30 protein-coding genes are annotated in these 25130 nt (G+C 65.2%); 23 read left to right on the forward strand and 7 right to left on the reverse strand.

Annotated features, from left to right (window positions below; translation table 11 throughout):
- Positions 1-12: 12 nt before the first annotated feature.
- The 3 genes from AC1RNQ_RS00065 to AC1RNQ_RS00075 are packed head-to-tail and all read right to left on the reverse strand — an operon-like array spanning position 13 to position 4417.
- Positions 13-1041 (reverse strand): hypothetical protein, encoded by a 1029-nt coding sequence (locus AC1RNQ_RS00065; RefSeq protein ID WP_493167901.1) that lies wholly within the window; start codon positions 1039-1041, stop codon positions 13-15.
- The gene (locus AC1RNQ_RS00070) at positions 1041-2480 is read right to left on the reverse strand and encodes an MBOAT family O-acyltransferase (RefSeq protein ID WP_493167902.1); all 1440 of its coding nucleotides are present in this window, start codon (positions 2478-2480) and stop codon (positions 1041-1043) included. The genes AC1RNQ_RS00065 and AC1RNQ_RS00070 overlap by 1 nt, the downstream gene beginning before the upstream one ends.
- The gene (locus AC1RNQ_RS00075) at positions 2477-4417 is read right to left on the reverse strand and encodes an HAD-IIIC family phosphatase (protein WP_493167904.1); all 1941 of its coding nucleotides are present in this window, start codon (positions 4415-4417) and stop codon (positions 2477-2479) included. The genes AC1RNQ_RS00070 and AC1RNQ_RS00075 overlap by 4 nt, the downstream gene beginning before the upstream one ends.
- Positions 4418-4821: 404 nt before the next feature.
- Between AC1RNQ_RS00075 and AC1RNQ_RS00080 the strand changes: the two genes are divergently transcribed.
- The 23 genes from AC1RNQ_RS00080 to AC1RNQ_RS00190 are packed head-to-tail and all read left to right on the forward strand — an operon-like array spanning position 4822 to position 20037.
- Positions 4822-5532, forward strand: a complete 711-nt coding sequence (locus tag AC1RNQ_RS00080; RefSeq protein ID WP_493167906.1) for a flagellar hook-basal body complex protein — start codon at positions 4822-4824, stop codon at positions 5530-5532.
- Positions 5529-6302 carry a flagellar hook-basal body protein gene (locus AC1RNQ_RS00085; protein ID WP_493167908.1) on the forward strand — a complete coding sequence of 258 codons (774 nt, stop codon included), beginning with the start codon at positions 5529-5531 and terminating at the stop codon, positions 6300-6302. Before AC1RNQ_RS00080 ends, AC1RNQ_RS00085 begins: the two co-directional genes overlap by 4 nt.
- A gap of 6 nt (positions 6303-6308) precedes the next feature.
- The gene (locus tag AC1RNQ_RS00090) at positions 6309-6983 is read left to right on the forward strand and encodes a hypothetical protein (protein ID WP_493167909.1); all 675 of its coding nucleotides are present in this window, start codon (positions 6309-6311) and stop codon (positions 6981-6983) included.
- An 11-nt stretch (positions 6984-6994) separates the two neighbouring features.
- Positions 6995-7561, forward strand: a complete 567-nt coding sequence (locus tag AC1RNQ_RS00095; protein ID WP_493167911.1) for a flagellar basal body L-ring protein FlgH — start codon at positions 6995-6997, stop codon at positions 7559-7561.
- A 25-nt stretch (positions 7562-7586) separates the two neighbouring features.
- Positions 7587-8684 (forward strand): flagellar basal body P-ring protein FlgI, encoded by a 1098-nt coding sequence (flgI, locus tag AC1RNQ_RS00100; RefSeq protein ID WP_493167913.1) that lies wholly within the window; start codon positions 7587-7589, stop codon positions 8682-8684.
- 8 nt (positions 8685-8692) lie between these two features.
- Positions 8693-9037 carry a flagellar basal body rod protein FlgB gene (locus AC1RNQ_RS00105; RefSeq protein WP_493167915.1) on the forward strand — a complete coding sequence of 115 codons (345 nt, stop codon included), beginning with the start codon at positions 8693-8695 and terminating at the stop codon, positions 9035-9037.
- On the forward strand, positions 9037-9465 hold the full coding sequence (flgC, locus tag AC1RNQ_RS00110; protein ID WP_493167917.1) for a flagellar basal body rod protein FlgC: 429 nt from the start codon (positions 9037-9039) through the stop codon (positions 9463-9465). The genes AC1RNQ_RS00105 and flgC overlap by 1 nt, the downstream gene beginning before the upstream one ends.
- Positions 9462-9770 (forward strand): flagellar hook-basal body complex protein FliE, encoded by a 309-nt coding sequence (fliE, locus tag AC1RNQ_RS00115; protein WP_493167919.1) that lies wholly within the window; start codon positions 9462-9464, stop codon positions 9768-9770. Before flgC ends, fliE begins: the two co-directional genes overlap by 4 nt.
- Before the next feature lie 59 nt (positions 9771-9829).
- Positions 9830-11026 (forward strand): flagellar basal-body MS-ring/collar protein FliF, encoded by a 1197-nt coding sequence (fliF, locus tag AC1RNQ_RS00120; RefSeq protein ID WP_493167921.1) that lies wholly within the window; start codon positions 9830-9832, stop codon positions 11024-11026.
- Positions 11019-11396, forward strand: a complete 378-nt coding sequence (locus AC1RNQ_RS00125; protein WP_493167923.1) for a hypothetical protein — start codon at positions 11019-11021, stop codon at positions 11394-11396. The genes fliF and AC1RNQ_RS00125 overlap by 8 nt, the downstream gene beginning before the upstream one ends.
- A complete protein-coding gene (locus AC1RNQ_RS00130; protein ID WP_493167925.1) occupies positions 11393-12073 on the forward strand; it encodes a FliH/SctL family protein in 681 nt (226 codons plus the stop codon). The genes AC1RNQ_RS00125 and AC1RNQ_RS00130 overlap by 4 nt, the downstream gene beginning before the upstream one ends.
- Positions 12070-13392: a FliI/YscN family ATPase gene (locus AC1RNQ_RS00135; protein WP_493167927.1), complete on the forward strand. Its 1323-nt coding sequence runs from the start codon at positions 12070-12072 to the stop codon at positions 13390-13392. Before AC1RNQ_RS00130 ends, AC1RNQ_RS00135 begins: the two co-directional genes overlap by 4 nt.
- Positions 13393-13411: 19 nt before the next feature.
- The gene (locus AC1RNQ_RS00140) at positions 13412-13834 is read left to right on the forward strand and encodes a hypothetical protein (protein WP_493167929.1); all 423 of its coding nucleotides are present in this window, start codon (positions 13412-13414) and stop codon (positions 13832-13834) included.
- The gene (locus tag AC1RNQ_RS00145; RefSeq protein WP_493167931.1) at positions 13831-14577 is read left to right on the forward strand and encodes a hypothetical protein; all 747 of its coding nucleotides are present in this window, start codon (positions 13831-13833) and stop codon (positions 14575-14577) included. The genes AC1RNQ_RS00140 and AC1RNQ_RS00145 overlap by 4 nt, the downstream gene beginning before the upstream one ends.
- Positions 14574-15023: a flagellar hook assembly protein FlgD gene (locus AC1RNQ_RS00150; RefSeq protein ID WP_493167933.1), complete on the forward strand. Its 450-nt coding sequence runs from the start codon at positions 14574-14576 to the stop codon at positions 15021-15023. The genes AC1RNQ_RS00145 and AC1RNQ_RS00150 overlap by 4 nt, the downstream gene beginning before the upstream one ends.
- A 1-nt stretch (position 15024) precedes the next feature.
- A complete protein-coding gene (locus tag AC1RNQ_RS00155) occupies positions 15025-16203 on the forward strand; it encodes a flagellar hook-basal body complex protein (RefSeq protein ID WP_493167935.1) in 1179 nt (392 codons plus the stop codon).
- Positions 16200-16955 carry a FliM/FliN family flagellar motor C-terminal domain-containing protein gene (locus AC1RNQ_RS00160; RefSeq protein ID WP_493167937.1) on the forward strand — a complete coding sequence of 252 codons (756 nt, stop codon included), beginning with the start codon at positions 16200-16202 and terminating at the stop codon, positions 16953-16955. The genes AC1RNQ_RS00155 and AC1RNQ_RS00160 overlap by 4 nt, the downstream gene beginning before the upstream one ends.
- A gap of 21 nt (positions 16956-16976) precedes the next feature.
- Positions 16977-17243: a FliM/FliN family flagellar motor switch protein gene (locus AC1RNQ_RS00165; RefSeq protein WP_493167939.1), complete on the forward strand. Its 267-nt coding sequence runs from the start codon at positions 16977-16979 to the stop codon at positions 17241-17243.
- 22 nt (positions 17244-17265) lie between these two features.
- Positions 17266-17640: a hypothetical protein gene (locus tag AC1RNQ_RS00170; RefSeq protein ID WP_493167941.1), complete on the forward strand. Its 375-nt coding sequence runs from the start codon at positions 17266-17268 to the stop codon at positions 17638-17640.
- Entirely contained in the window at positions 17637-18371 is a 735-nt protein-coding gene (fliP, locus tag AC1RNQ_RS00175) for a flagellar type III secretion system pore protein FliP (RefSeq protein ID WP_493167943.1), read from the forward strand. Before AC1RNQ_RS00170 ends, fliP begins: the two co-directional genes overlap by 4 nt.
- A complete protein-coding gene (locus tag AC1RNQ_RS00180) occupies positions 18368-19111 on the forward strand; it encodes a sigma-70 family RNA polymerase sigma factor (protein WP_493167945.1) in 744 nt (247 codons plus the stop codon). Before fliP ends, AC1RNQ_RS00180 begins: the two co-directional genes overlap by 4 nt.
- A 15-nt stretch (positions 19112-19126) precedes the next feature.
- Positions 19127-19687 (forward strand): tetratricopeptide repeat protein, encoded by a 561-nt coding sequence (locus AC1RNQ_RS00185; protein WP_493167947.1) that lies wholly within the window; start codon positions 19127-19129, stop codon positions 19685-19687.
- Between the two features lie 5 nt (positions 19688-19692).
- A complete protein-coding gene (locus tag AC1RNQ_RS00190; protein WP_493167949.1) occupies positions 19693-20037 on the forward strand; it encodes a hypothetical protein in 345 nt (114 codons plus the stop codon).
- Between the two features lie 32 nt (positions 20038-20069).
- Here AC1RNQ_RS00190 and AC1RNQ_RS00195 read toward each other — a convergent pair whose 3' ends face one another.
- From AC1RNQ_RS00195 to AC1RNQ_RS00210, 4 genes are read right to left on the reverse strand one after another with little or no spacing between them, the layout of a single operon-like run.
- Positions 20070-21185 (reverse strand): tetratricopeptide repeat protein, encoded by a 1116-nt coding sequence (locus tag AC1RNQ_RS00195; RefSeq protein ID WP_493167951.1) that lies wholly within the window; start codon positions 21183-21185, stop codon positions 20070-20072.
- A 52-nt stretch (positions 21186-21237) separates the two neighbouring features.
- Positions 21238-23271: a flagellar biosynthesis protein FlhA gene (locus AC1RNQ_RS00200; RefSeq protein WP_493167953.1), complete on the reverse strand. Its 2034-nt coding sequence runs from the start codon at positions 23269-23271 to the stop codon at positions 21238-21240.
- On the reverse strand, positions 23268-24356 hold the full coding sequence (locus AC1RNQ_RS00205; RefSeq protein WP_493167955.1) for an EscU/YscU/HrcU family type III secretion system export apparatus switch protein: 1089 nt from the start codon (positions 24354-24356) through the stop codon (positions 23268-23270). Before AC1RNQ_RS00205 ends, AC1RNQ_RS00200 begins: the two co-directional genes overlap by 4 nt.
- 3 nt (positions 24357-24359) lie before the next feature.
- Complete coding sequence (locus AC1RNQ_RS00210) at positions 24360-25121, reverse strand: flagellar biosynthetic protein FliR (protein WP_493167957.1); 762 nt, start codon at positions 25119-25121, stop codon at positions 24360-24362.
- Positions 25122-25130 lie beyond the last annotated feature (9 nt).

The raw sequence follows: 25130 nt of genomic DNA on the forward strand, positions 1-25130 counted from the left end.
GCGCAAGGACGGTCAGCCGGCCGCCAGAAAGTCGGCCACCACGGGGCCGACGTCGCGGCTCCATCGCGCAGATCCTGCATCGTCCGCATGGGCGCCGTCCCGGAAATCCGCGTCCCTGGCGGCATGGTGCAGCAGCGCGACATCATGGTCGCGGGCAAAGCTGGCCAGCCAGGCGTGATAGGTCGCGACGCCGGCGATGTCGCGGCGCACGAAGCTCTTCTCGGGAATGGAGATGAGCGCGACATCTGCTCCGCCCGCGCGCACGTCCGCGACGAGCGCCGCGAGTTCGGCCGCCTGCTCCGCGATGCCGGTGACGACCGGCGCAGGCACCGTCTCCTTGTACAGCGCGACGTCGCGGGCTTCCCGCGTGGCTTGGTCGACGTCGGGCTTGACGCCCTGCCGCAACTTGCCCAGCCTAAGACGCGCATCGGCGATGCGGTCGGAGATGCTGCCGGCCAGATAGTGCGCCAGGATCACCGGTCGGCCGATGTCAATGGCCGTTTCCATCCGGTCCCACGGCACCGATGGCTTTAACCGGCGGGGAGCGCCGGTGAACAGACCGTGTCGCATCTGTTCCAGTTCGAGCATCGTGTATGGCGTCGGGAAATTCTTGGCATCGCTGGCCATCGATACGAAGGAGACGCCGACGACGAACCGCGCCCTGGCGAAGCTTTGCTTGTCCATGCATTGCCGCAGCAGGGCGATCGACTGGCGCATCTGGGTGACGTTGCCGAAATCGATCGATATCCGGTTCGTGGACCAATCCTTGGTGAAAACGCCTATGATTGCGGGATCATAGGCTCCGCCGGTCGATCCGCCAACGAGGAACAGGTTCTTCCGTCCTGCCGCATCCTTGCAAAAGGCCGGAAGCCGGTAGAGGAACTCGCGCACGTCGCTTTTATAAATATCGGACTGCGCGCGGTAGGTGTCGATCGTCGCGGCGGGGCCGCCGACCCAGATCGAGGCGACCAGCCACAGCAGGCCATAGACCCCGGCGATCCACAGCGCGGCGCGGGCGACGAGGCGGAGAGGCTGCGACATCAATAGGTCTGATACACGAAGCTTTGCACCTGCCCATAGTTGAGCAGGCCAGCGAGGAGGATGATATTGACCGTGATCGCCAGAAGCGCCAGCCGGACGCGGTCGGGCGTGAGGATGCGGTCCGCCGCCGCGATCAGGCGCGCGGCTAACGGAACCGCGACCCCTTCGGCCAGGCGGAAGACGGCGATATAGGCAACCGCCGCGCCCCACAGAAGCAGGAACACCAGCGCGCCAGCCAGGCTCGCATAATGGCCGAGGAAGGGGAAATACTGGCTTTCAGGCATCCAGAAGGGGAGGAAGGCGACCGACAGGAAGGCGAAGGTCAGGCCGAAGCACAGGCATTGATAGAAGAAATTGCCGTTCAGCGCCTTGAGGCGCGGCTTGCCGATCAGGCGGGTCACCAGCTTGGGATAGATTTCGTTGACGACCGCGCCGATCGCCAGGATCAGCCCGCAGATCACGAACGACCAAGTCGTACCATGCCAGGCGCCCACCAGCAGGAAGGTCATGAACAGGCTGATATGCGTGTGAATGGCGCGCGAGGGCGGGTGGCGGTGATACAGCGCCTTGAAAAGCGGACTGAACACATAGGTACGGAACCAAAAGGACAGCGTCATGTGCCAGCGGTTCCAGAACTGCAGGAAGCTGTTGGCGCGGAATGGCCGGTTGAAATTCTCCGGCAATGCGACGCCCGCCACGCGGCCGAGACCGATGACGATGTCCATATATCCGCCGAAATTGAAATAAAGGAAGACGAACCAGGCCGCCCCGGCGAAGATCGTCGCGCCATTGACGATGATCAAGCCGCTGGCGTCCAGCGCGCCCGCGGCGGTTGTCGCTGTCGCCTTGGCCAGCAGACCCTCGTGCAGCACCAGGATCGGCGGTGAGATCACGGCGACCTTCAAAAGACCCCAGCCGAGCCGCAGCAGGTCGCGGATCGTCACATCTTCGACCGCACGCCAATTCTGCATGTCCTGAAAGCGCGCGATCGGCCCCGACAAGAGCGTGAAGAAGGAAAGGATGAAGTTCAGATATTCGAGCGTACCAACCTTTTCGATACTCTTTTCCGACACGTCGACGATCATGTGGACGAGTCTGAACACGATATAGGACACGCCCACTACCGCGCCCATCTCCGACAGAAACTCGATCCTGGGCACGAAAGGATATTGCTTGATCACGACGAACAGGGTGACGACCAGCGCCAGGCCGGGCGCGATCACACGCGTCCCGTACCGTTGACCGAGGCGTAGCATCGCCAGGCCGAACAGCGCGATCCCGATCAGGATACCGAGCGCGAATGTGCCGAAGAACAGAAGGATGAACGCCAGGTTCAAAAGGTTCGCGACGACGAGGAATGCGAGGCGGCTGCGCAAATGGCGCAGCATCAGCGCGGCGACCAAGCCGAAACCAACAAAGAGGGGAATGGTGAAGCTCATGTCGCGGCGGCGCGTTCCGGTCGGCCGGCCACCGTTTCGATCCAGACGGGACGCGGCGTGAAAGAGGCGAGGTCGAGCGACCAGTCGGTGCCGCCACCGCGTTCGCCGGCCAGCGCGAACCCCAGTTTCGCATAATGATCGCGCACCATGTCGTTGCGGCCCGACGACAGGAAACGACCGAGGAGCCGTGCCGCACCCGCCTTGCGGGCTTCGACGACGAGCTGGTTGAGCACCGCCAACTCCAGTTCGCGGCCGAGCACGCGACAGCTCATCAGCCAGGTGTCGATGAAGAGCGCGTCCTGCCGGCGGCGCCCGATCAGGATGCTGACGATGCCGTTGTCGCCGAAGCAATCCTGCAGGCGCACCTGCAACGTGACCACGTCGGGATCCGCCTCGAGCGCCGCGACCTCGCTTTCGGTGTAGCGGCGCGTCGTGAGGTTGAACTGGTTCGACTTATTGATCAGCTGCGTCACGCGCGCGCGGGCGATCGTGTCGAAGGGACGCATCGTGGCGACCATCCGGAGCGACTGAAGATAAGACCCCATGTCGCGCGCGGCGCTCTTGACGCTCTCGCGCGCCCGATTGGCCTGATATTGCGCGCCGCGCTGGCGATCCTCTTCGGAAAAGGCCACTGCCTCGAAATAGCCGCCCGCCAGCAAGGTCCGGGCATAGAGAGAGGGGTCGTCGGGAAGCTCCGGCACAGCGACCTGGGGCAGGGCCTGGCGAACCTGGGCTCGCTCGGCGGGATTGTCGTCGAGCAGGACAAGGCTGTCGATTCCGATCGATAATTGCTGCGCGATTGATTCGAGATTACTTGCCTTGTCGGTCCAGTTGGCGACAAACGCCGCGATATGCTCCTCACGTAGCAGCATCTCGGGATGATCGCGAAAGGCCGAGCGGGCGACCGCGTCGTCATTTTTCGAACAGACGGCAAGGATGATTCCGCGGTCGCGCAGCCTCAGAGCTGTACGCTGGACTTCCAGAAACGCTTCGCCCAGCGCGCTCCCTTGTCCCAGAACGATGCCTTCGAGGCCGTCGTCGCCGATCACGCCGCCCCAGCAGGTATTGTCGAGGTCGAGCACGAGACATTTGCGGCTCTTCCCGCGCATCGCCGCCAGGATGCGGACCAGATGATCCGCATAGAGGGGGATATAATCCAGCCCCAGCGAAAGCTTGGCGACGTTCCATTGCACCGGGTCGTGCCACGATGCCGAACCGACCTGTTCGGCGAGTGCGGCGACGTCGAAGATGAGGTCCCCGGGCACCTCGCGGACGAGATCGCGGATGGCCGCATTGGCGGCCGTGACGACCGCACGCGGTGTGCCGTTCAGCAGGACGTCGAGACTACCGAAATAGGCTTCGCCCGGCATCGGGATTGTGGCCAGGAGCACGGTCGCGGTCGAATGGGCATGGATGAGGTCGCGCGCGGACCCCAGCATGTCGGCGATATTACCGTCGGGCAATTCGCCGAAGCCGTGATCGGGAAGGATATGATGATCGGCTGCGACCAGGACGGCGTCGCAGCCGGCCCTGTTGATGGTCGAGCCCGGGTCGGCCACTTCGCCGACGATCTGGCCATAAGCGCCGGCGATGATTTCAACGTCGAGACCGTAGCGAAGGCCGGTCGCGCGAATTGCCGGCAAAAGCAGGTCGGTGGTCGCATTGGACAACAGGCCAAGGCGGAATGGCATCAGGCATGTACGTCGACCTTGCGGTACATTGCCGAGCGCGTTGGCCAATGATCGCAACTGGTTGGCGTTCAGCGCATATCCAGCAAGTGCGATGAGCGTATCTGCATCGGCCGCCACGCGGCAGCGCGATCGGAAATCGTCAGGCGCAGGAAGCAACCAGCGCATGTTCTCACTCATCGCTTCGAAAGCCCCCACGCCGCGGTTGTCGCGAGCGTGCCCTGTATCCCTGCAAATCCGGATCGCCAAGCCCGTAAAAAGCAGCCCATGTCCGCGCTCAGGCCCTATGGCCTGGCTTCGGCCGAAGTCTGCCAGTGCCCATCTCGGCGGCCAGGCGAGATTCTTGGCGTGACGGCAATCGACACGGCAAGGCCGCGGGCATTGGTCCACTCGCTGCCCGCGGAATGCCCGGCGGATCATTTGGATCGCCGACGATGACCGACGACAATGCAGCCGGCTTTCAACGATCAAAAATACAAGCTAAGAGTCTGCAAAACGGGCCAAATGACGTCAAATCATGGCGCCATTGCCTGCGGATCCAGCGCAAACTTGGCACGCGGGGGTCAACTCGGTTCAGCGCATTACGGCATTCGCACCCTTGACTCAAAGGGGCCACGGCGATGATTTGTTAACCATAAATTGGGGGACATGAGTTGGGCGATTTAATTGATGCAGCTTCATCAATATTGATGAACACCGAAAGAAAAACTGAAAAGTTGTCAAATAACATATCTAACATATCTACGCCGGGATTCAAACGCGATATTGCGATTTCACATGTACCTTCAAAAGCGAATCGAGCGGATTCCCCACATCCATCGCAGAACTTCATTCAGGATCCGTCTTCCGGCACGTTAAAGGAGACCGGGAATCCGTTTGATATGGCGATTTTAGGATCGGGTCACTTTCTAGTTCGTCAGGGCGATCAATTTTTCTTCACCCGGTCCGGCCAGTTTTCCCGTGGCACCGACGGCACGCTCCGCGATGCCAACGACATGGTGCTCCAACTCGCTGCCGGGGGCGACGCGACCGTCGAAGGCGAAAAGATCGAGATACTAGGCGACGGGACAATGCTCGACGGCGGCATCCCCGTGGGCGTGATCGGAGTCTTTGCAGCACCGGAAGGCGCCCATTTGCGCTCATCGGGTGGCCTCATGCCGGCGGCGGGCGAAGCTGCTGCGGTCGACGATACCGAGTTCGAAATCCGGCAGGGCGCACTCGAATCCTCCAATGTCGTGCTCAGCGACGAGATGGTCGCGTTGATGGCCAATATACGCCAGGCCGAGGGCGCTGCGCAGCTGGTGCGGGCCTACGACCAGCTGATCGGCCAAGCGATAACCACCTTTGCGAGGGCAGGACGATGAACGGGGCCTTCGATATCGGCGCGGTCGCACTGCGCGCGCAACAGCGCGCGCTGGACACGATCGCCAACAATGTCGCCAATGTGAATACGCCAACCTACAAACGGGTCGACAGCAATTTCACCGAGGTGATGGCGCGGCAGGCACAGCCGGTCAGTCAGACGGCGTTGCTCGCCTCGCAGGACTATCTTCCCACAGGTGGTGTCCGCTTCGCGCCCCGCGAGATGATCTTTCATCAGGGGGATATCCGGGTCACCGGGAACCGTCTCGACCTCGCCATCGAGGGCCCTGGCTTCATTGAACTCATGGGTCCGGACGGCCAGCTTCTCCTGTGGCGTGGCGGGACGCTCAAGGTTCGTGAGGATGGTCTGCTGGCCAGCGATAGCGGCCATGCCCTGCATGCGAACATCACGGTCCCCGACGATGCGACCAACCTCGAAATCATGGCCGACGGCACCGTCAAGGCCGATCTGCCGGAAAGCCAGGGCGTCGAACTGGGCCAGCTCTCCCTGGTACGTGTCACCGACGGAAATGATCTCGATCGCCTCGACCGCAGCCTTTACCGCCCGGCCGAGGGTGCCCGGCTGATCGATGCGAGCCCCGGAGAAGACGGCGCAGGCCTGTTCGCGCAAGGGCGGATCGAGAATTCGAATGTCGATCTCAGCGAAGAGATGGTCGATCTGCTGACGGTCCAGCGCGCCTTCGCGGCGAGCGCCCAGATCATTCAGGCGGCCGACCAGCTTGCCGGCATTACCAACAGCCTGAAACGATAGACGATCATGCTGTGGCTTCTATGGTTTCAGGCGGCAGCGCTGCCGGTCGGAGACGCCCTGCCCGAGCGGGCCTCGCTGGCGGTGCAGGGCGACTATCTGCTGCTGCGCCACCTGGTGGCGGCCGACCGCATTCCGGCGGGGACATCCGGCGACTTCCGGCTGCTTCGTGCCCCGGGCAACGCGACGCGCATCGAGCTGACCGAGGCCGAGCAGATGGAGCTTCTGCGTCGCCGCCTGCCGACGGCCAGGCTCGCGCCGCAAAGGCATGGCCCGCTGCGCGTCGAATTTGCCCGCAGCGATCGTACCGACTCGCCGCGGCCCTGCCTTGCCTTGAATCAGCCCGTCGCGGCAGGCGACGCGATCGACATGACGCGCGTCGTTTCGACACCCTGCGATGCGGACAAGTCCCGCGCCCGGCTGTCCTATGATCATGCGGCGCGCGCGCCCACCGCGGCCACCGCGCTGGCGGCGGGAAGCTATCTCGGCCCTGTCGCCGTTCCCGCAGCGCTGCCGCAGCCGGCGGGCGGCACGATGACGCTGCGCACCCGGGTCGGACCGGTCACCATCGACCGCACGGCGATATTGATCCAGCCGGGCCGGGCCGGGCGGCGCGCCTTCGTGCGGCTGTCCGACGGGGAAATCGTTGCGGCCAGGCTGGCAGATGACGGAGGGGCGCAATGACGAGGAATGGAATGACCGCGCTCGCAGGCTTGGCGCTGTGCGCCATCGCGGGGCCGGTGGCCGCCGAAGATTTGTACAGGGGCGGATCCTTTCCGTCGATCGCGTCCGACATCAAGGCCGGCGGCATCGGCGATGCCGTCACCATCGTCATTTTCGAGAATGCGAGCGCGTCGAACCGCGTGACCAACCGCACGAGCAAGCAGACCCAGCTGCAAGGCGGGCTGAGCGCGGGATCGATCGACGAGCGCGGCAGCCTGGGTTTCGGCGGAACCTTCAGCGGCACCGGCGAGGTGTCGCGTTCGGAACAGTTGGTCGCCCGCATGACCGCGCAGGTGACGGGGCTCGCGCCGAACGGCGATTTCCTGATCGAGGGCCAGCATAATATGCTGGTCAACGGCGAGCACCGCAACATCCGCATTCGCGGGCGGATCCGGCCGGTCGACATCACCGCCGACAACAGCGTCGCCTCGTCGCGGATCGCCGATGCGCAGATCGACTTCGACGGCAAGGGCTTCGTCAGCCGAAGCGCCAAGCCCGGTCTGATCAACCGCATCTTCAGCTTTTTGGGAATCGGCTGACATGCGGCGCCTCCTCTCCCTCTTTGTGGCCGCTGCCGTTGTCGTCGCCGGAACGCCCGCGCCGGCGATGGCCAGCGACGTCCAGCTGACGGCGCTCGGACGATTTGCCGGTTGGCGCCAGAATGCGCTGATCGGCTATGGCCTGGTGACCGGCCTTGCCGGATCGGGCGATACGCGGCGCAGCGAAGTGACGCGCCAGGCTCTGCGCAACGTCCTCGCGCGCCTTGGCACGGTGGTGACCGAGGAGCAGATCAACAGCCGCAACGTCGCGGTGGTGATCGTGACCGCGACGCTTCCCGCTTCCGCCAATCCCGGCGACCGGATCGATATCAGCATCTCGTCGATCGGCGACGCGCGCTCGCTTGCCGGCGGTACCCTGCTGATGACCCCGCTCCTCGGCCCCGACCAGCGCCCCTATGCCCTCGCCCAAGGGTCGCTCACCGTGGGCGGCTTCGATTTCGAGGCCAACGCCAATCGGCAGCAGCGCAATTACCCGACCTCGGGCATCGTGCCCGGCGGCGCGACGGTCGAGGCGGCGGTCGACGCGTCAGTGCTCAACGAGCGCGGCGAAATCTCCTTCCTGCTCGGCGAGCCCAGCTTCACCACCGCCCAGCGCATCGCGGGGCGGATCAACGGAGCGATGGGGCCCGGAACGGCAGAGGTCCGCAATGCCGACGAAGTGGTCATCCGCTTTGCCGGCAACCGCACCCAGCTGGCGTCGTTCGTCGCGACGATCGAGGGGCTTGCCGTGTCGCCCGACCGGCCGCAACGCATCGTGATCAACGAGCGCACCGGCACGATCGTCGCGGGCGGCGATGTCCGGGTGTCGAGCGTCGTCGTGTCGCAGGGCGACATCAAGGTCGCGGTCAGCACCGAAAATTACGCCTCACAACCCAGCTTCATCGGCGGCTTCGCCTCCGACGTGCAAAGCCTGATCGTCAGCAACACCAAGCTGGAGGTCGACCAGGGCGGCAACGACCATGCGATGACCTTTCCCGACAGCAGCGTCGCCGCGCTGGTCGAGGGGCTCGCACGTGCCCGCGTCGATACGCGGCGCACGATCAGCATCCTCCAGGCGATGAAGACCGCCGGAGCGCTCCACGCCGAAATCATCGTTCAATAGGAAAGCCCATGGATCCGATATCCGCAGCATTGATCAGCAAGGCGCTCGACGGCCTGCATCTGCGCGCCGCCGTCATCGCCGAGAATATCGCCAATGTGAACTCGCGCGACTTCGCCCCGCGCAAGGTCTCGTTCGAGCAGGAATTGCGCGCCGCGGCGACGCAGGGGCTGGATGCGATCGAGGGCAGCCGGGCGCAAATCCTGAGCCTCGATGCAGGCACCACCGACACCGCGGTGCGGCTCGACATGGAAATGGCCGATGCGGCGCAGACCTCGACCCGCTATGCGGCGCTGGTCGATATATTGGGGCGGCAGATGCAGATCCACCGCGCCGCGATCCGGGGAGGCCAGTAATGGACGCCTTCGCGATCAGCCGCAGCGGCATGGACGTCGAATGGCAGCGGCTCCAGGTCATCGCGCAGAATATCGCCAATGTGAACACCAGCCGGACCGGAGACGGCGGCTACCTTCCACGCAAGCTCGTATCGGGTCCGGCGGCGAGCTTCGATCGCCTCGTAACGCAAGGGCTGCAGTCGGGCCAGGCGCCGCGCGGCGTTGCGGTCTATGACGTCGCTGTCGCGACGAACGGCGCGCGGCAGGTGTTCGATCCGCGCCACCCGGATGCCGACGAAGCGGGCTATGTGAGCTATCCCGCCATCAGCCAGGCCGAAGAGATGACGCTGATGGTCAAGACCAGCCGGGCCTATGAGGCCAATCTGGTCGCGATGTCGGCGGCGCTGCAGATGTACAATAGCGCCTTGCAGATCGGTCGGCAGTCATGATGGAAATCGCCCCGATCGCCGCCGCAACGTCACCCGTCGCCATTGATTTCGGGCAGCCGCACACGCCGTCCGCCACCGCCGCTCCGGCAAGTTTCGAAGCGTTGCTGACCGGCGGTTTTGCCGCCGCCGACGCCAAGATCGCCCGCGCGGACATGCTCGTCCGCCGGTTCGCGGTCGATGAATCGATGCCGGTCCATCAGGTGACGATCGCGCTCGAGGAAGCGCGCATGGCGGTCGAACTTGCGATGCAGGTCCGCACCCGGCTGGTCGAAGGCTATCGCGAACTGATGAACATGCAGCTTTGACATCTACCATGGTCACGCCAAAAACTCCCCCGTCGCAACGCTATCTCCGCTTTGGCTTGGTGGCCTTCGCCGCCGTGTCGTCGCTGCTCATCCTCCTCTATTTCTTCGTGTTCGCGAAGGATTATGCGGTCCTGTTCGAAAATCTTCGCGAGTCCGACACCTCGGCGGTGACGGCGGAACTGGGCAAGCAGGGCATCGCCTATCGGCTGAAGGACGACGGCCACACCGTGCTCGTCGACAAGGATGAAATCGCTGCGGCGCGCGTCGCGGTCGCGGCCGCCAATGTGCTTGGCGGCGGCGACGTCGGCTTCGAACTGTTCAATGATTCGGACATCGGCTTGTCCGAATTTTCGCAGAAGATGAACTATCTGCGGGCCTTGCAGGGCGAATTGACCCGCACGATCATGGCGATGGAGAATATCCGCTTCGCCCGGGTCCACCTCGCGCTTCCCGAGCGCAGCATTTTCCGAAACGAGCAGGCGCGCCCTTCCGCCGCGATCACCGTGCAGACCGCCGATGGCCAGCCGCTCGCGCAAAACCGTGTCCTCGGACTCCAGCAGCTGGTCGCGGCCGCGGTCACCGACCTGTCGGCCGAGCAGGTGGTGATCCTCGATGACGCCGGCATGCCGCTGAGCGCGCCGCCCGCCGCGCCCGCTGTGCACGGGGCGGTGACCGAACGCGGCGCCTTCGAACAATATAGCCGGATCAAGGCAACCAACGCCGTTCGCGACTTGATGGGCGACCGGCCGTTCGAAATCCGGGTGTCGGCGCGACCGGCCTCGTCGCCTGCGGGCGGCGGGGTTGCGGATGGAGCGACCGGCGGCGCGACCGCCGACGAACCGGCTCGACGCCTGCAGATACTTGTCCGTACCGAGGCGGCCCTTTCCGCCGCGGATCAGGCGGCAGCAATCGAGCGTCTCGTGAGCCAGCTCGGGCTCGATTTGGGGACCGGCGACGCCATCGGTTTCGAGACGGGCGTTATCCGCCCCGAGCCGGCCCTCCAAGGCGCCGTGCCCCAAAGCACGGCCTGGAGCGCCCCGCCCGCGCCTGCGCCCGCCGCCGCACCGGCATCGAGCACAAGCTTCCCGAGCGATATCCTCGCGAACCGCTGGCTGTGGCTGCTCTTCGGCCTGATCGCGGTTGTGTTGTGGCTGGTCTGGCGGCAGCGCGGCTCGCTCAGCGACCCCGAACGGCAGCATTTCGCGGACGTCCTTGCCGAGGAAATCGAAATCTATCGGAACGAGCGGCGTGGCTGAGCAATCGCCCCTTTTCCAGCGATGGCACCGTCTGCCGCGCGCCGATCGCAAGGCGATCCTCGCGCGCATGTCGGACGATCAGCGCGGCGACCTGATGGCGATGATTGCGGCCGATGCCGAGAACGGAGCCGCAGGCGACGCGGCACGCCCCGATAGCTGGACGCTCTTCTCGCCGCGTATGGCAACGGCGCTCCGCGCGATCGAAGCCCAGGCGGAATCGCCGCCGGCCGCCTTGGCGATGTCATCCGCCGGCGCGAAGCTGCTGCTCGACAGCGCACGCGAGATCCGCGCGGCGCAACCCGCGCGCGAAAGCTGGACCGCTACGGCGCAGCGGCGCTGGCAGCAATGGTCGAAGGACCTCGACCTGTGAGCGCGCTGATCAAGCGCAGCGACGATCATGGCCTGCGGCGCGTGCGGTCGGTCGCCATGCCGGGCCAGACCCCGCCCAAGGCCGCCGTGATCGATGCGCCATCGCCCGATGACCTCAGGATAGCCGGCCTCGAGGCCGCGCTGCGCGATGCGCAAAGCGAGCAAGCCGCAGTACAGCGGCAACATGCGATCGATCTGGAAAGGGCGCGGCAATCGGCGCACGCCGAGGGCCTGGCCGCGGGCCGGCGCGAGAGCGATGCGCTGCTCGCGGCGATCGGCGACGCAGCCCGCGCTGCCCGCACGGCGGCGAGCGAGGCTCTGGATGGCGCATCGACCACGGCGCTGATGATCGCACGTTCGGCACTCGGCAAAATCCTGGGCGACGCCGGCCAGTGGCCCGCGATGATTGCAGACATCATCGCGCAGCGCCGGGAGCAGGTCGATGCAGCTTTGCTGCTCCATATCCGGGTCAGCGCCGCCGACTTTCCCGACACGGACGCGTTGAGCCGGCTGGCCGGACCGGATGGGGCGACCAAGATTTCCGCGGATCCCAAGCTGGCAAGCGGTCGCTGCGTTTTCGAACTGCGGCTCGGCGACATGGAGGTCGGCCCCGCGCTGCAAGGCCGCAAATTGCTCGCCTTCTTCGACGATCTGGCAACCCGCGGAGACGGACGATGATGCCGGCCCATGTCTTGCGCCTGATCGAGGCCGAGGATTTTGCCGAATATAGCGGGCGTATCAGCCGCATAGCGGGGACGCGGGTCGAGGCCCGGGGTCCGCTCGCCCGGCTCGGCGACTATTGCGAGATAGACCAGCGCGGTAGCCCTGCCCTGCTGGCCGAGGTCGTCGCGGTCGAACCCGACCGGCTGCTGCTGATGCCGCTCGGCACGAGTTCGGGCGTCGAGCTTGGGGCGCGGGTCGTCGCCTCGCGCCGTTTTTCGGGCTTGATGGTGGGCGATGGGCTGGCGAACCGGGCGATCGACGCGCTGGGACGGCCGATCGACGGCGGCGGCACGCCCGCCGATACGCATCGCGTCGATCGGCAGGCGGTCATGGCCGCGACGCTCGACCGGGTCACGCCCGATCGGGCGATCGCGACCGGCGTGCGGGCGATCGACACGATCCTGCCGATCGGCGAGGGCCAGCGCATCGGTATCTTCGCGGCGAGCGGCGTCGGCAAGACGAGCCTGATCGAGCAGCTGTCGCAGCAGATTTCCTGCGACCATGTGATCCTCTGCCTCGTCGGGGAACGCGGGCGCGAAGTCGAAGCGCTGTGGGCAGCGCATAGGGCGAAAAAGGACGGCGCGCCGGTGACGATCGTCGCGGCGACGTCCGACGAGAGCGCGACGATGCGCGTGCGGGCGGTCGAGCAGGCGCTGGCGATGGCCGAATATTGGCGGGGGCAAGGCAAGCATGTCGTGCTGTTCATCGACAGCATCACGCGCCTGGCGCTGGCGCTTCGCGAGCTCGGGCTGGCGGCGGGCGAACCGCCGACGCTTCGCGCGCTGACGCCCAATGTCTTCGCCTTCATGCCGCAGATCGTCGAGCGTTGCGGGGCGGTGCGCGGCGGTGGCGCGATCAGCGCAATCTTCACCGTGCTCAGCGAAACCGACGATGTCGACGACCCGATCGTCGAGCTGATGAAATCGCTGCTCGACGGCCATATCATCCTGTCGCGGCGGCTCGCGGAGAAAGGGCATTTTCCGGCGATCGACATCGGCGCCAGCGTCAGCCGCCTCGCATCGCGGCTGCTGGACCGCGACGGACTGGCACGCGCCCGGCGGACGCACGCGCTGCTCGCCGAATATGAAGAAGCGAGGACGATGGTCGAAAGCGGGGTCTATCGCGCCGGCAGCAGCACTGCGATCGACGAGGCGATCGCCAAGCTGCCGGGACTGAACCGCTATCTGCGCCAGGCGCCGGACGATTGCGCCGATCCGGCGAGCGCGGGCAGGCAGCTGGGGCTGCTCCTCGGAAGCGAGGCCGTGCATGGATAGGAAACGGCATTTCGCGACGTTGACCGGCCTCGGCGCCGTGCAGCGGCTGCAGGTCGCCGCCGCGCGGGCCGAACTCGCAGACGCGATGCATGCGCTGGTCGCGGCGGAGGAAGCCGCCGAAGCGAGCCGGCGGCAGTTGCAGACGAGCGAAAGGGATTTCGACGACATGCTCGCTGCTGCGTCGTTCGATCCCGACGCGATGCGGCGCGCGGGTCTGACGATCCTGATCGCCGAAGATCGGCTCACCGAAAAGCGCGAAGCGGAGCGTCAAGCCAAGGAGTCGGAGGCGGCCGCGCGCACCGGATGGCACGGTCATCGCGTTCGGTCGCGCGCGATCGACGGCAAGCGGCGTCAACTGCACCGCAAGCTTGTCCAGACGGCCGAAGACAAAGCCGCGGTCGACATCATGGCGCTCGCCGCGAGCGGGAGCATGGCCCGATGATCATTTCGCATTCACCGCCCGCCAAGCCAGCGCAGCCCTCCACGAACGCCAAGTCCGTTCCGTCGGCGCCGCCGCGCGATCAGCGCTTCGCCGCCTTTCTTCGGCCGTCACCGCCAACCGCCGCGGGGCTGGCGAACGATGCCGCGCCCACCTACAACCGGAGCGACGACCAAGCCCAAGCGGCAAGCTTCGAATCGATGCCGCTGATCGCGCCCGTTTCGGTCGACCTGGCCGCCGCGGGCGCCATGCAGGCCATTGTCGGCGCGCGCGCCGACCTCGCTGGCGCGCAGGGGTCCGGCGAGCCCGGCCTCACGCTCAACCACACCGAAGCCGGCTCTGGTGATATGCGCGCTCCAGCAGCAGCACTTGGCTCATCGCTCCTGGGCTCCGCTGCGCCGGCGATCGCACGCCTTGGCTCGGCAAGCCCAGCCGCCATCCCTCCCGTAGCCGCTATCGGATCGCGGCCACCGCGCTCGTCCGCGCAGCCGGTCTCACCACGCGAGCGCGCCGACGCACCACGGGCGCCTTCGCGTCTGTCCGGTGGGCCGATTGCCTTTGCGCTAGGCGCGAGCGTGAGCGTGCATGTCCATACCGAGGGCGCGCAGCCGCGCGTGGCGGTACGCGGCCTCAAAATGGAGGCGGCCGATCGCAGCGAGATCACGGGCCGCATCGCAAAGCTGATGCGCGCGCACGGCTATGACATTTCCGAACAGATGATCGATTTCGAAGGGGTGGGACAATGATGCTGCAAGCTGCGGACGCCATAGGGGGGAGCGTGCCCGCAACGTCAACGACGGGCACGGGCTCGACCAATGCGACCGACGCGTTCGGACTTAGCTTCGAGTCCTTGCTGAAGATCGTGTTGACCCAGCTGACCTATCAGGATCCGCTGAAGCCGATGGACAATTTTCAGTTCGTCTCGCAACTCGCGCAATTTTCGCAGATCCAGCAAACCCAGTCGATGAGCGACAGTCTCAAAACCCTGGTCTCGGCGCAGTCGACCGCTCAGGCGGCAACCCTGCTCGGCAAGAGGGTGGACATTCCGGCAGGTGCCTCGGTGGTCAGCGGCAAGGTGACGGCGATCGCCTTTGCCGATGGCGTACCGACCCTCACGCTCCAGCTCGCCAACAACCAGACGATCAGCAACATTCCGTTGAGCTCGGTCACGCAAATCAGGGAGGGCAATTGATATGTTCGGCGCCATCTACATCGGGCTCAGCGGCCTGACCGCCTACTCGAACGGCCTCAAGGCCGTGAGCAACAACGTCAGCAATCTGAACACGACCGGTTTCAAATCCGCGAACGTCACCTTTTCCGACATCACGGGAACCGGGAGCAACGGCGGGCTCGAATATGGCTATGGGTTTGCCGGCGGCGGGCACGGTGTCGGTCTGAACAGCGCTACAATCAATTTCGCGCAAGGCGAGCTTCGCCAGACCGACCGCGATCTCGACCTCGCGATCGACGGTAACGGCTTTTTTGTCCTGCAGGATGGCGATCAAGTCTATTATGCGCGGACCGGCAGCTTCTCGGTCAATGACGACGGGTTCATCGTCCTGAACGGGACCGATTACCGGCTCGCGGTCCTCGACGACAGCGGACGGCCGGTATCGCTGAACATCGATGGTGCGCGGACGAATGCCCCGGTGGCAACCGACAAGATCAGCTTCGCCGACAATCTGTCGTCAACCGCGACAAGTTACAAGCTCTCCGACATCAAGGTGTACAACGCCAGCGGCGCCGAGAGCGTCTGGACGATCGACTTTACCCGGGCAGAGGCGGTTCCCAATGTGTGGAGCGTCAAGGTCACCAACGCCGCAGGAACCGTTATCGGGACCAAGGAACTGAAATTCGCCAACGGACTTGTTGATCCGTCGACGACCAACCTGTTGTTCGAGGACGCAGCACAGGGGCTCAGCGTCACCTTCGACTTCTCGGCCAATGTCCGCTCCTTCTCGTCGGGAAGCGTGTCGACGCTGCGCGCCGCGAAAGTGACCGGCCACGCCACCGGAACGATCGCCAAGCTGGCCGTCAACCAGGAAGGCGAACTCGAAATCACCTATTCGAACGACCAGAAGAAGGAACTGGGAGCGATCGCGATCGCCGACTTCCGCGATCCGCAGCGGCTCGAGCAGCGCAGCAACGGACTGTTCGTCTCCGACGGCTATGGCCAGGAGCAATTCCTCGCCGCCTCCGACACGCGCGTCGGCAGCATCCTTTCGCGCCGTCTCGAGGCCTCAAACGTCGACCTGTCGGGGCAGTTCGGCGACCTCATCCTCATCCAGCGCGGCTTCCAGGCGTCATCGCAGATCATCAGCGCATCCAACGACATGATCCAGCAACTCTTCGGCATCCGAGGCCAGGGATGATCGAAGCCCGGCCCTGGCTTCCCGATTCCTGCCTGACGTCGTGGCGCGCCGTCGCGGCGTTCGCAGAGGTCATCGCCGGCTGGTCGGCGCATTGGTTCGTGAAGCCTCCGCTGAAAGCGGCCGAACGATGGGTGCGCTGCGAGAAGAACCCGGCGGCCGGCGCCGCGGGCCTGGGTCCGGCCAAGCCCGTCATGCCCGGACTGGCGCTTTTGTATCGGCACGAGGCCGATCTGACCGTCGCGGAGGCGCTGCTGACACTGCCCGCATCGCGAGCACCGCTGCATGCGCAGGACCAGCAGTTGCTGCGCACGTCCGGCGGAGCGATCTTATCCGATCTTGAGGACCGTCTCTCCCGGCTCCACAATCGGCCGAACGTCGCGGACGGCGCGTCGGTCGCCGGGGACGGTCATGACCTGTTCGAATTGACGCTCGACGATGACGCCGGCCTTGCCGTTGTGCGTCTCCTCGCCTCCTCCGAATTGCTGGTGGAAATCATAAGGGAAGGAATACAGCCGCAAAGGTCGTTACCGGCCCTGACCGCGCTCGCCGAAGCCGTATCCACCAATCAGGTCGAGTGCGCAGCCCGGGTAGGGCTCGCACGCCTGCCCTATTCGGATCTTCTCGATCTCGCCGTGGGTGACGTTCTGGTCCTGAATGCGAGCCGGGAGGCCTCTTTTGACCTGACGGTGGAGGGGCAGGTTGCCTTTCCCCGCGCCGTCACACCGGCAACCATCGGCACCCTATATTCCTGAAAAATGCAAGGTTGAGTTTCCATGACGAAGACAAAAGAGGCTGGTTCCGGCAAGCGCGAAGCCTCGCTGCTGCTCGACCATGTCGAGGTCGAAATCGAGGCCGTACTGGGCAGTCGGCAAACCACCATCGGCGAACTCAAAGCGCTGGTGGAGGACGATCTGGTGCCCCTGACGACGTCGCTCAGCGATCCGGTCGAACTGCGCGTCAACGGCCGTACCATCGGCTTCGGCGAAATCGTTGCGGTCGCCGACAACTTCGCGGTTCGTGTGACCAGCATCAGCCAGTGACGCCCAGGCTGGGATTTTTACGATGACGATCTGGAACAGCATATTTCTGAGGGCTGCAACCGCGCCCGATGACGGAACCGTGGGCGCCGGTCTTTCGCTTTGGCGTATCTTCGGCGCCTGGTTGCTGTGCATCGGGATCGCCGTTGCACTGATCCTCATATTGCGCCGGATTCGCTCGGGCCGGCTTCCAAACGCGACCTCATTCCTGCCACGAGCGCTAAACCTCGCGACGCGGCAAATCGCAATCGTCGAAACCCGCCGCATCAACCTGTCGGCGGACCTGTGCATCTTCGATTACGCGGGCGAACGATATCTGGTCGCCGTCGGGCCGGGCGGGACGACGCTGCTCGACAGATCGGCCGCACCGCAGCCAGCCCCGGAAGATTTGCCGGCATGACGCGCGCGATCCCATGGGCCGTCTGTCTGGCCGCCGCAACAGCTTTGCTCGTGCCGAGCGACGCGTGGGCGGCGACGGCGATCATGCCCGACATCCCGCAATCGGGCAGCAGCGGTGTCGTGCGCACCGCGCTGGTGCTGACGCTCATGGCATTCCTGCCGACCTTGCTCATTTGCACGACGAGCTTCCTGCGCATCATCGTCGTGCTGGCGATGATCCGTCACGCCTTCGGCATGCCCCAGACGCCGCCCAACGCGGTCCTGACCAGCCTTGCGATCTTCATGACGATCTTCACCATGGGGCCCGTGCTGACCCAGGTCAGCAGCGCCGGCCTGCAGCCGCTTCTCGACGGCAGGTCAAACGTCACGCAGGCGATGGAGGCCGGCTCTACACCGCTCAAGACCTTCATGCTGCGCCAGACGCGCGAAAAGGACATTGCCACCGTCTACAGCCTCTCGGGCTCGGAACTGCCGGCGACCGCCGCGGACGTCGAAATGCAGAAGCTGATTCCGGCCTTCATGCTCAACGAGCTCAGGGTCGCGTTCAGCATCGGCTTCGTCATCCTGCTCCCCTTTCTGCTGATCGATCTGGTGGTGTCGAGCATCCTCCTCGCGCTCGGGATGATGATGGTCCCGCCCACGACGATTTCGCTGCCGATCAAGATCCTGATGTTCCTGCTGATCGACGGCTGGAGTCTGGTGATACAGGGGCTGGCCGGAAGTTTCAGATGAAGCGTCCGCGCGCCCGGCATGGTCTGGACCTGGTGGTGCGACCCGAAAGGGTGGAGGCTGCCCTGTGGCGGAACGCGCTCGCCGACCTTGCGCGAACGCGCGGGAAGATTTTCTCGCACTATGCCCGCTTCGCACGCGCGATTGCCCGCGATCGTTATCTGTCCCGCCCTCGCGACAATTATGAATTGGGTGATGTCGAACAATTCGCATATGAGGGCCTGCTCCAGGCCATCGACCGTTTCGAGCCGCTGCGCACCACGCCGTTTCGTTCCTTCGCCCGCCCGCGCATTGCCGGCAGCATCGCTAACGGCCTAAGCAAGTTCAGTGAAACCGGCGCCAACGCTGCCTATCGTCGGCGCGCGGAGCGCGACCGGTTGAAATCGCTGATGGCCGAGATGCCCGAAGATGGCGGGAGCGCGTTGCAGCAACTCTCCAAGCTGGCGGCGACGCTGGCGATCGGGCTGATCATCGAGGAGTGGCGGCAGGAAGAAGTCGAGCAGGTCAGTGCAAGCGAACCTACCGCCTATGACACGCTGGCGTGGAAACAGACCGAACTGGCCCTGCGCGAAAGCATCGCCAGGTTGCCTGCCAATGAGGCATTTGTCGTGCAGCAGCATTATTTGAACGGTGTCGCATTCCGGCAGATCGCCCTAATCTTGGGATTGTCCAACGGCCGCGTGTCGCAAATCCATTCGCGCGCGCTTGGAAAGCTGCACAAACAAATGGCGAAAAGCCGGTGAAGAAGAGGGTTTGAGATGAGCAAATTGTGCAGCGATCAGCAAATGGCCGAGCTGATCGAAGCGATCGGCAGCGACGATCATCATGACGTCGAAAAGATCGACCGGCTGCTGAGCGCCTTTCCCGAGGACCCGCGACTGCATTTCATGAAGGGGTCGACGCTCGTCGGAAAGCAGCGGACGATCGAGGCCCACCTGTCGCTGCAGAAAGCCGTCGAACTGGCGCCGGACTTCGCGGTCGCGCGCTACCAACTCGGCTTCTTCGAATTGACGTCGGGGGAAGCGGACAAGGCGCTCGCGACCTGGGGGCCGTTGCTCAAGCTCCCCAAGGACAATTATCTGCGCCGTTTCGTCGAGGGCCTGACCCATTTGGTCCGCGACGAGTTCGAGGCCGCAATCGGGGAATTCGAAGCGGGCATGGCGATAAACCACGACAATCCTCCGATGAATCACGACATCGGCCTGCTGATCGCGGAGTGCCGCAAGATGCTCGACAGCGGCGCGGCGCCCGCTGGCGACACCAGCGAGTCGGCGACATCCTTCCTGCTTGGGCAATTTTCGTCCGGCACCACGCACTAACGCCGATGACCCGAATATCCTCCTCCGACCATATCATGATCCTGCTTCGTCAGAAGCTGGAGCGTGCCGCCGAACTCAAGAAGGGCCAGAAAGCCAGGTCGGTCAGCGGCACCGCGCAGGATGACCGGTCGAACATCCAGCGCATTCGCGCGCTCGCGCAGATCGACACGCTCAGCGACGAGGATGTGGAACGGTCGATGATCCAGGGCCTGCTGATCGAGGAACTGGGCGAAGCGCTGGTCAACGACCCGAAGTTCCAGCAGCTCGTATCAAGAATTACCGAGATGCTCACGCATGACGAAGCGGGCAAGGCGCTGCTCACCGCCGCGCGGCAAGAGCTGAAGGACTGACCGCCGCCTCGTCCGGGCAGCGACCGGCCGGCCTATCGCGCGATACGGGTCAGCAATGTCCGCAGCGTCCGGCCCTGTTCGTCGAGCGGCTGGTCGAGCGCATGCTCGAGTATCTGTCCGGCCTTGTCGGCGTCGCCCTGCGACGAAGCGAGGATCATCGCCGCAAAAGCGGCCGAGAAGCATTGCCGGTCGAGACGCAAGGCGACGGCGATGCTCCGCTCCGCGGCCTCGCGTTCGCCCTTCAAGGCCTGGATCGTCGCGCGCGAGCCATGGCATTCCGCGAAATTTTCGTCGAGCGCCATCGCGGTCGCGAAGCGCGCCTCGGCAGCATCGCGGTCGCCGGTGATCAGATAGGCCCAGCCCGCGGCGATCCAGCTGCCGAGATGATCCTCGAAGAGCGCGGCACCATGGTCGATCTGCTGCAGTGCCTCCCCGGTCGCACCCAGGCTGAGGTTGGCGAGTCCCAGCCCCATCCAGGCGCGGGGTGACTGGTCATTCTGCGCCAAGGCTCTTTCGAGCATCCGGCGCGCGTCTTCGGGCGCGCCATCGCCAAGCGTGAGTGTCCCCAACGTCGTCAGCGCATCGGGGTGATCGCCCCCGGCGGTTGCCGCTGCGCGCGCCAAATCCTCGTCATCGAGGTCCATTGCGAGCACCGACACGGCCGCCTGCAGCGGCGCATAACCGGCATGCGCGGCCAGATAAGGCGCGATCTTCGCTGCGGCGCCATCGAAATCGCCACGCTCATGCGCCAGTTGCAGATCGAGCATCGCGGCCTGCGGCAGCGCCGCCACGGTCGCATCGTCGAGCAGGTCGCCGGCGCGCTCGAACTGCCGGTCGAGCGCCAGGCTCCAGGCAAGATTGAACCGCAGCGCGGGATCGCCCGGATGCTTGCCGCTCAGATCCTCGAACAGGCCGACGGCACGCCCCGGCCGGCCGTTGCGCATCGCGGCCAGGCCTGCCCCCGCGGCGTCACCTTCGGAAAGGCCGTCGGCCGCTTCGAGACGCGAATAGCAGTCGTCGGCCGCGGCGACGTCGCCCGCCGCCATCGCGGCTTCGGCGCAGTCGCGCAGCAACGCCGAATTGGCGGGATCGCTCTCGAGGTAGGCGAGCAAGCGCGCCAGGGTCTGCTGTTGTTCGGTGGCGCTCATGGCAAGGCCCTATTCGCTGCTGACATGGGAAAAGACGATCCGCGAGGCTGCATCAATTGTCGAGCTTCACGACCTGGAACGACTGAAGCGCGGTGCGCAGTGGGATTTCCTCGATCGCGAGGATCGACAGCTGCGGGATGGCCCGCTGGGTCAGCCGCAGCAGATTGCGCCGGATCTGCGCGGCGCAGAGCAGCACGGGCGAGCGTCCCTGCCGCAGCATCGTCTCCGCTGCCGGCGCCAGATTGCGCAGCAGCTGGTCAGCGAGCTTGGGTTCGAGACCGATCGCCGATTGCGCGCCGCCTGCGGCGCTGCTGGCGACGATCTGGTTTTCGACGCGCGGATCGAGGCTGATCACCGCGAGATGGCTGTGGCTGCCGCGCAGGCCGTTGCAGATGCTGGTGCTGAGATGGCGGCGCACGAGGTCGGTGAGCATGACATGGTCGCGCTCGGTCCGCGCGACGTCGACGAGAACCTCGAGGATCAGCTCGATATTGGCGATCGATACCCGCTCGGCGAGCAGGTGCTGAAGCACCCGCTGGATATCCGAAATCGTCATGATGTTCGGGACCAGTTCCTCGACCAGGCCCGGCTGTCGTTCGCGCGCGAGATCGATCAGGCGCGCGGTTGCGGCGCGGGTCAGCATCGTCGCGACTTCGGCCTTCATGACCTCCGCGAAATGCGTCATCAGCACGGTTTCGGCGTCGATGATCGTCAGCCCCTTGGCGCGCGCCTCCACGTCGCGCGCGGCATCCACCCAGCGTCCGGGCAAGCCGAAGGCGGGATCGGTCGCATCGATGCCTTCGACCAATTCCCCCTCGCCGCCGGGCCGTACCGTGAAGATATGGCCGGGAACGATCCGGCCCGACCCGTAAGTCGTTCCGTGCAAAAGGATTCGATAGTCTTGCGACCCCAGATCGGACGCGTCAGTCAACCGTACGTTGGGAAAGGCGATGCCGAAGGATTTTTCATGCGCGATGCGCGTCGCCGCGATCCGGTCGAGGAGCAGCGCGCGGCGGTCCGCCCAGTAGGTCGCAAGTTCGCTGCCCAGCAGAATTTCGATCGGCGCGGTCTCCCCGAGCGATGCCGCCTCGACGATGCCGCCTGCGCCATCTTCGTTTTCGGCCAATGCGGCCTCGGCCCGAACCCGCCGCCTGATGCGCACCCACGCGGCAAGCGCGAGTATTCCGATCAGCACGATCGGCCATTTCGGCATGCCGGGCAGCAGCATCAATGCGAGCAAGATGCCGCAGACGATCAACGGAATGCGCGGAACCGAAGAGAGCTGGGTGAAGATTTCGGTGCTGAGCTCGCGATCCGAGGCCGAGCGCGTGACGATGATCCCGGTCGCGATCGAGATGATCAGCGCGGGCAATTGCGTCGCGATGCCGTCGCCGATCGTCAGCAGCGCGAAATGCTCGAGCGACTGGCCCCAGCTCATGCCCATCTGCACGACCCCGACGATGAGGCCGGCGATGATGTTGATCAATACGATGATGATGCCCGCGACCGCGTCGCCCTTCACGAACTTCGACGCGCCGTCCATCGCACCATAGAAGGAGGCTTCCTTCTCGAGATTCTTGCGCCGCGCCGCGGCTTCATTCTGGTCGATCAGCCCCATGTTGAGATCGGCATCGATGCTCATCTGCTGGCCGGGCAGCGAGTCGAGCGTGAAGCGCGCCGCGACCTCGGACACGCGCTGCGCGCCCGAGGTGATGACGATGAACTGCACGACGACGAGGATCGAGAAGACCACGAGGCCGATCACGAAATTGCCCTGCACGGCAAAGGCGCCGATCGAATCGATCACCTCGCCGGCGTCGGCACCGGTCAGGATCAGCCGCGTCGCCGCCACGTTGAGCGACAGGCGGTAGAGCGTCGCGACGAGCAGCAGCGACGGGAAGGTCGAAAAATCGACCGGCTTCGCGACATAGAAGGTCAGCAGCATGATCGTAAGCGCGAGGCCGAAGTTCATGATGATCGCGAGATCGAGGAAGGCCGGCGGAATCGGCGCGAACAGGATGACGAGGATCAGCACGAACCCCGCGACGAGCAGCAGATCCTTGTTGCGGCCGAACAGACGCGTCATGCGGGGTCTTCCTGATGGGGCGATGCGGCGGCGCCTTGCCGGCGCAGGCCGATGTAGAGCGCGGCCACCGCGCGATAATGATCGGCGCCCACGGGTTGATCGACCTGATGGCCGTGAAACAGCGCCCGCGCGAGCGGCGGGTTGGCGAAGATCGGAACGTTCGAGAGGCGCGCCTTGCGCTTCATCAACTGCGCGAACCGGTTGCGGCCCCGCGCGCGGACGACCGGTGCGTTCATCGTCTCGGCGTCATAAAAGAGCGCGACCGCATAATGCTCGGGATTGGTCACCAGCAGGTCGGCACCGGCGACGCGCCCGAGGCCCTTGGCCTGCTCGACCATCCGGGCGTGCAATTGCTTGCGCTTCTGCTTGATCCGCGGTTCGCCCTCGCGGTCCTTGACCTCGCGCGTCAGCTCGCGGCGGCTCATCCGCATCTGGCGGCGGAATTCGCGGCGCACGATCAGCTGGTCGACGATGGTGAAGAAGATGGCGAGGCCCAGAAAGGCCATGATGAGCTGGCCCGCGCTGTCGGTCAGCGCGCGCACGACGCTGTTGGTGCTGGCCAGCCCGCCCCCGAAGCTTGCGATCGCTCCGGTGATCACCAGCCAGGTCGCCGCGGCGTAGCAGGCCATCTTGACGATATTCTTCATCGTCTCCTTGAGCATCCGCAGCGAGAACAGGCGCTTCAGGCCCTGCGCCGGATTGAGCTTGGTGAAATCGGGCTTCAGCGGCTGCAGCGTGAAGATGAAGCCGCGCAGCTGGATGAGTTCGAGCACGATCAGTATGACGATGAGCGCCACCCCGAGCAGCATCAGCGGGTACAGCGCCTCGCGCAGCGCGGCGCCCGCGATCGCCAGCAGGTCCAGCGTGTCGCCGGCGCGGTCGATGCCGACGGTGAGCGAGCGGCGCATGATCTGCGCCAGGGTCACCGCAAACCCCGCCCCCGCGGCCAGCGCGAAGAAGATGAGCGCGACCAGGCTGCCGACGAAGCCCAGGTCCATGCCGCGCGCGACTTGCCCCTTTTCGCGCGCGCGCTTGAGCTTGAAAGGCGTCGCCTCCTCGGTGCGGTTCTGTTCCTGCCCCTCCATCGCTCAGGGCACCGCGACAAGGGTGAGCGCATCGCCGAGCGCGAGGCGGATGAGGCGGAGGAACAGCGCCGCCGACACCCCGATCGCGATCGGCAGGCAGAGCAGCATCGCGATCGCCTTCACCTGAAAGCCGAGCAGCAGCACGTTCATCTGCGGCAAGGTTCGCGACATGAAGGCGATGGCGAGGTCGAGCAGGAACAGCGCCATCATCACCATGCCGACGAGGCCGATGGCGATGCCGAACAGCGCCCCCATCAATTGTGCCATCGCGCCGAGATCGGGGCGCAGCGCGGCGCCCATCGGCACGACGTCGAGCGACGCCGCCCACACGCCAAGCAGGTCGAACGGCCCCGACCCCGCGAAGAACACCGCCGCGGTCGCATAGGCGAGGATCGTGCCCGCCAGCGGCATCTGCGCCTGCGTCGTCGGGTCGGCGACCATCGCCAGCCCGAACCCGGCCTGGATGTCGAGCGTCTGCCCCGCCCACAGCACCGCGGCGAAGGCGAGCTGCAGCGCCAGCGCGATGGCGATGCCGATGACCAGCTCGCCCATCGCCAGCGCCATCAGCGACGGCGCCGCATCGACCAGCGCGGCGGTGCGACCGGGCCAGGTGCCGACCATCCATACGGCCAGCCCGAAGCCCATCAGCACGCGCACCGTGACGGGCACGCGCACCAAAGTGAAGGGCGGCGCGAAGGCGAGCGCGGGCGCGATGCGCAGCGACACGCAGAGGATCGCCAATATCTGCCGGGTGAAATCGTCCACGAAGCGCTG

The organism is Sphingopyxis sp. GW821-FHT12F08 (genome assembly GCF_058806755.1).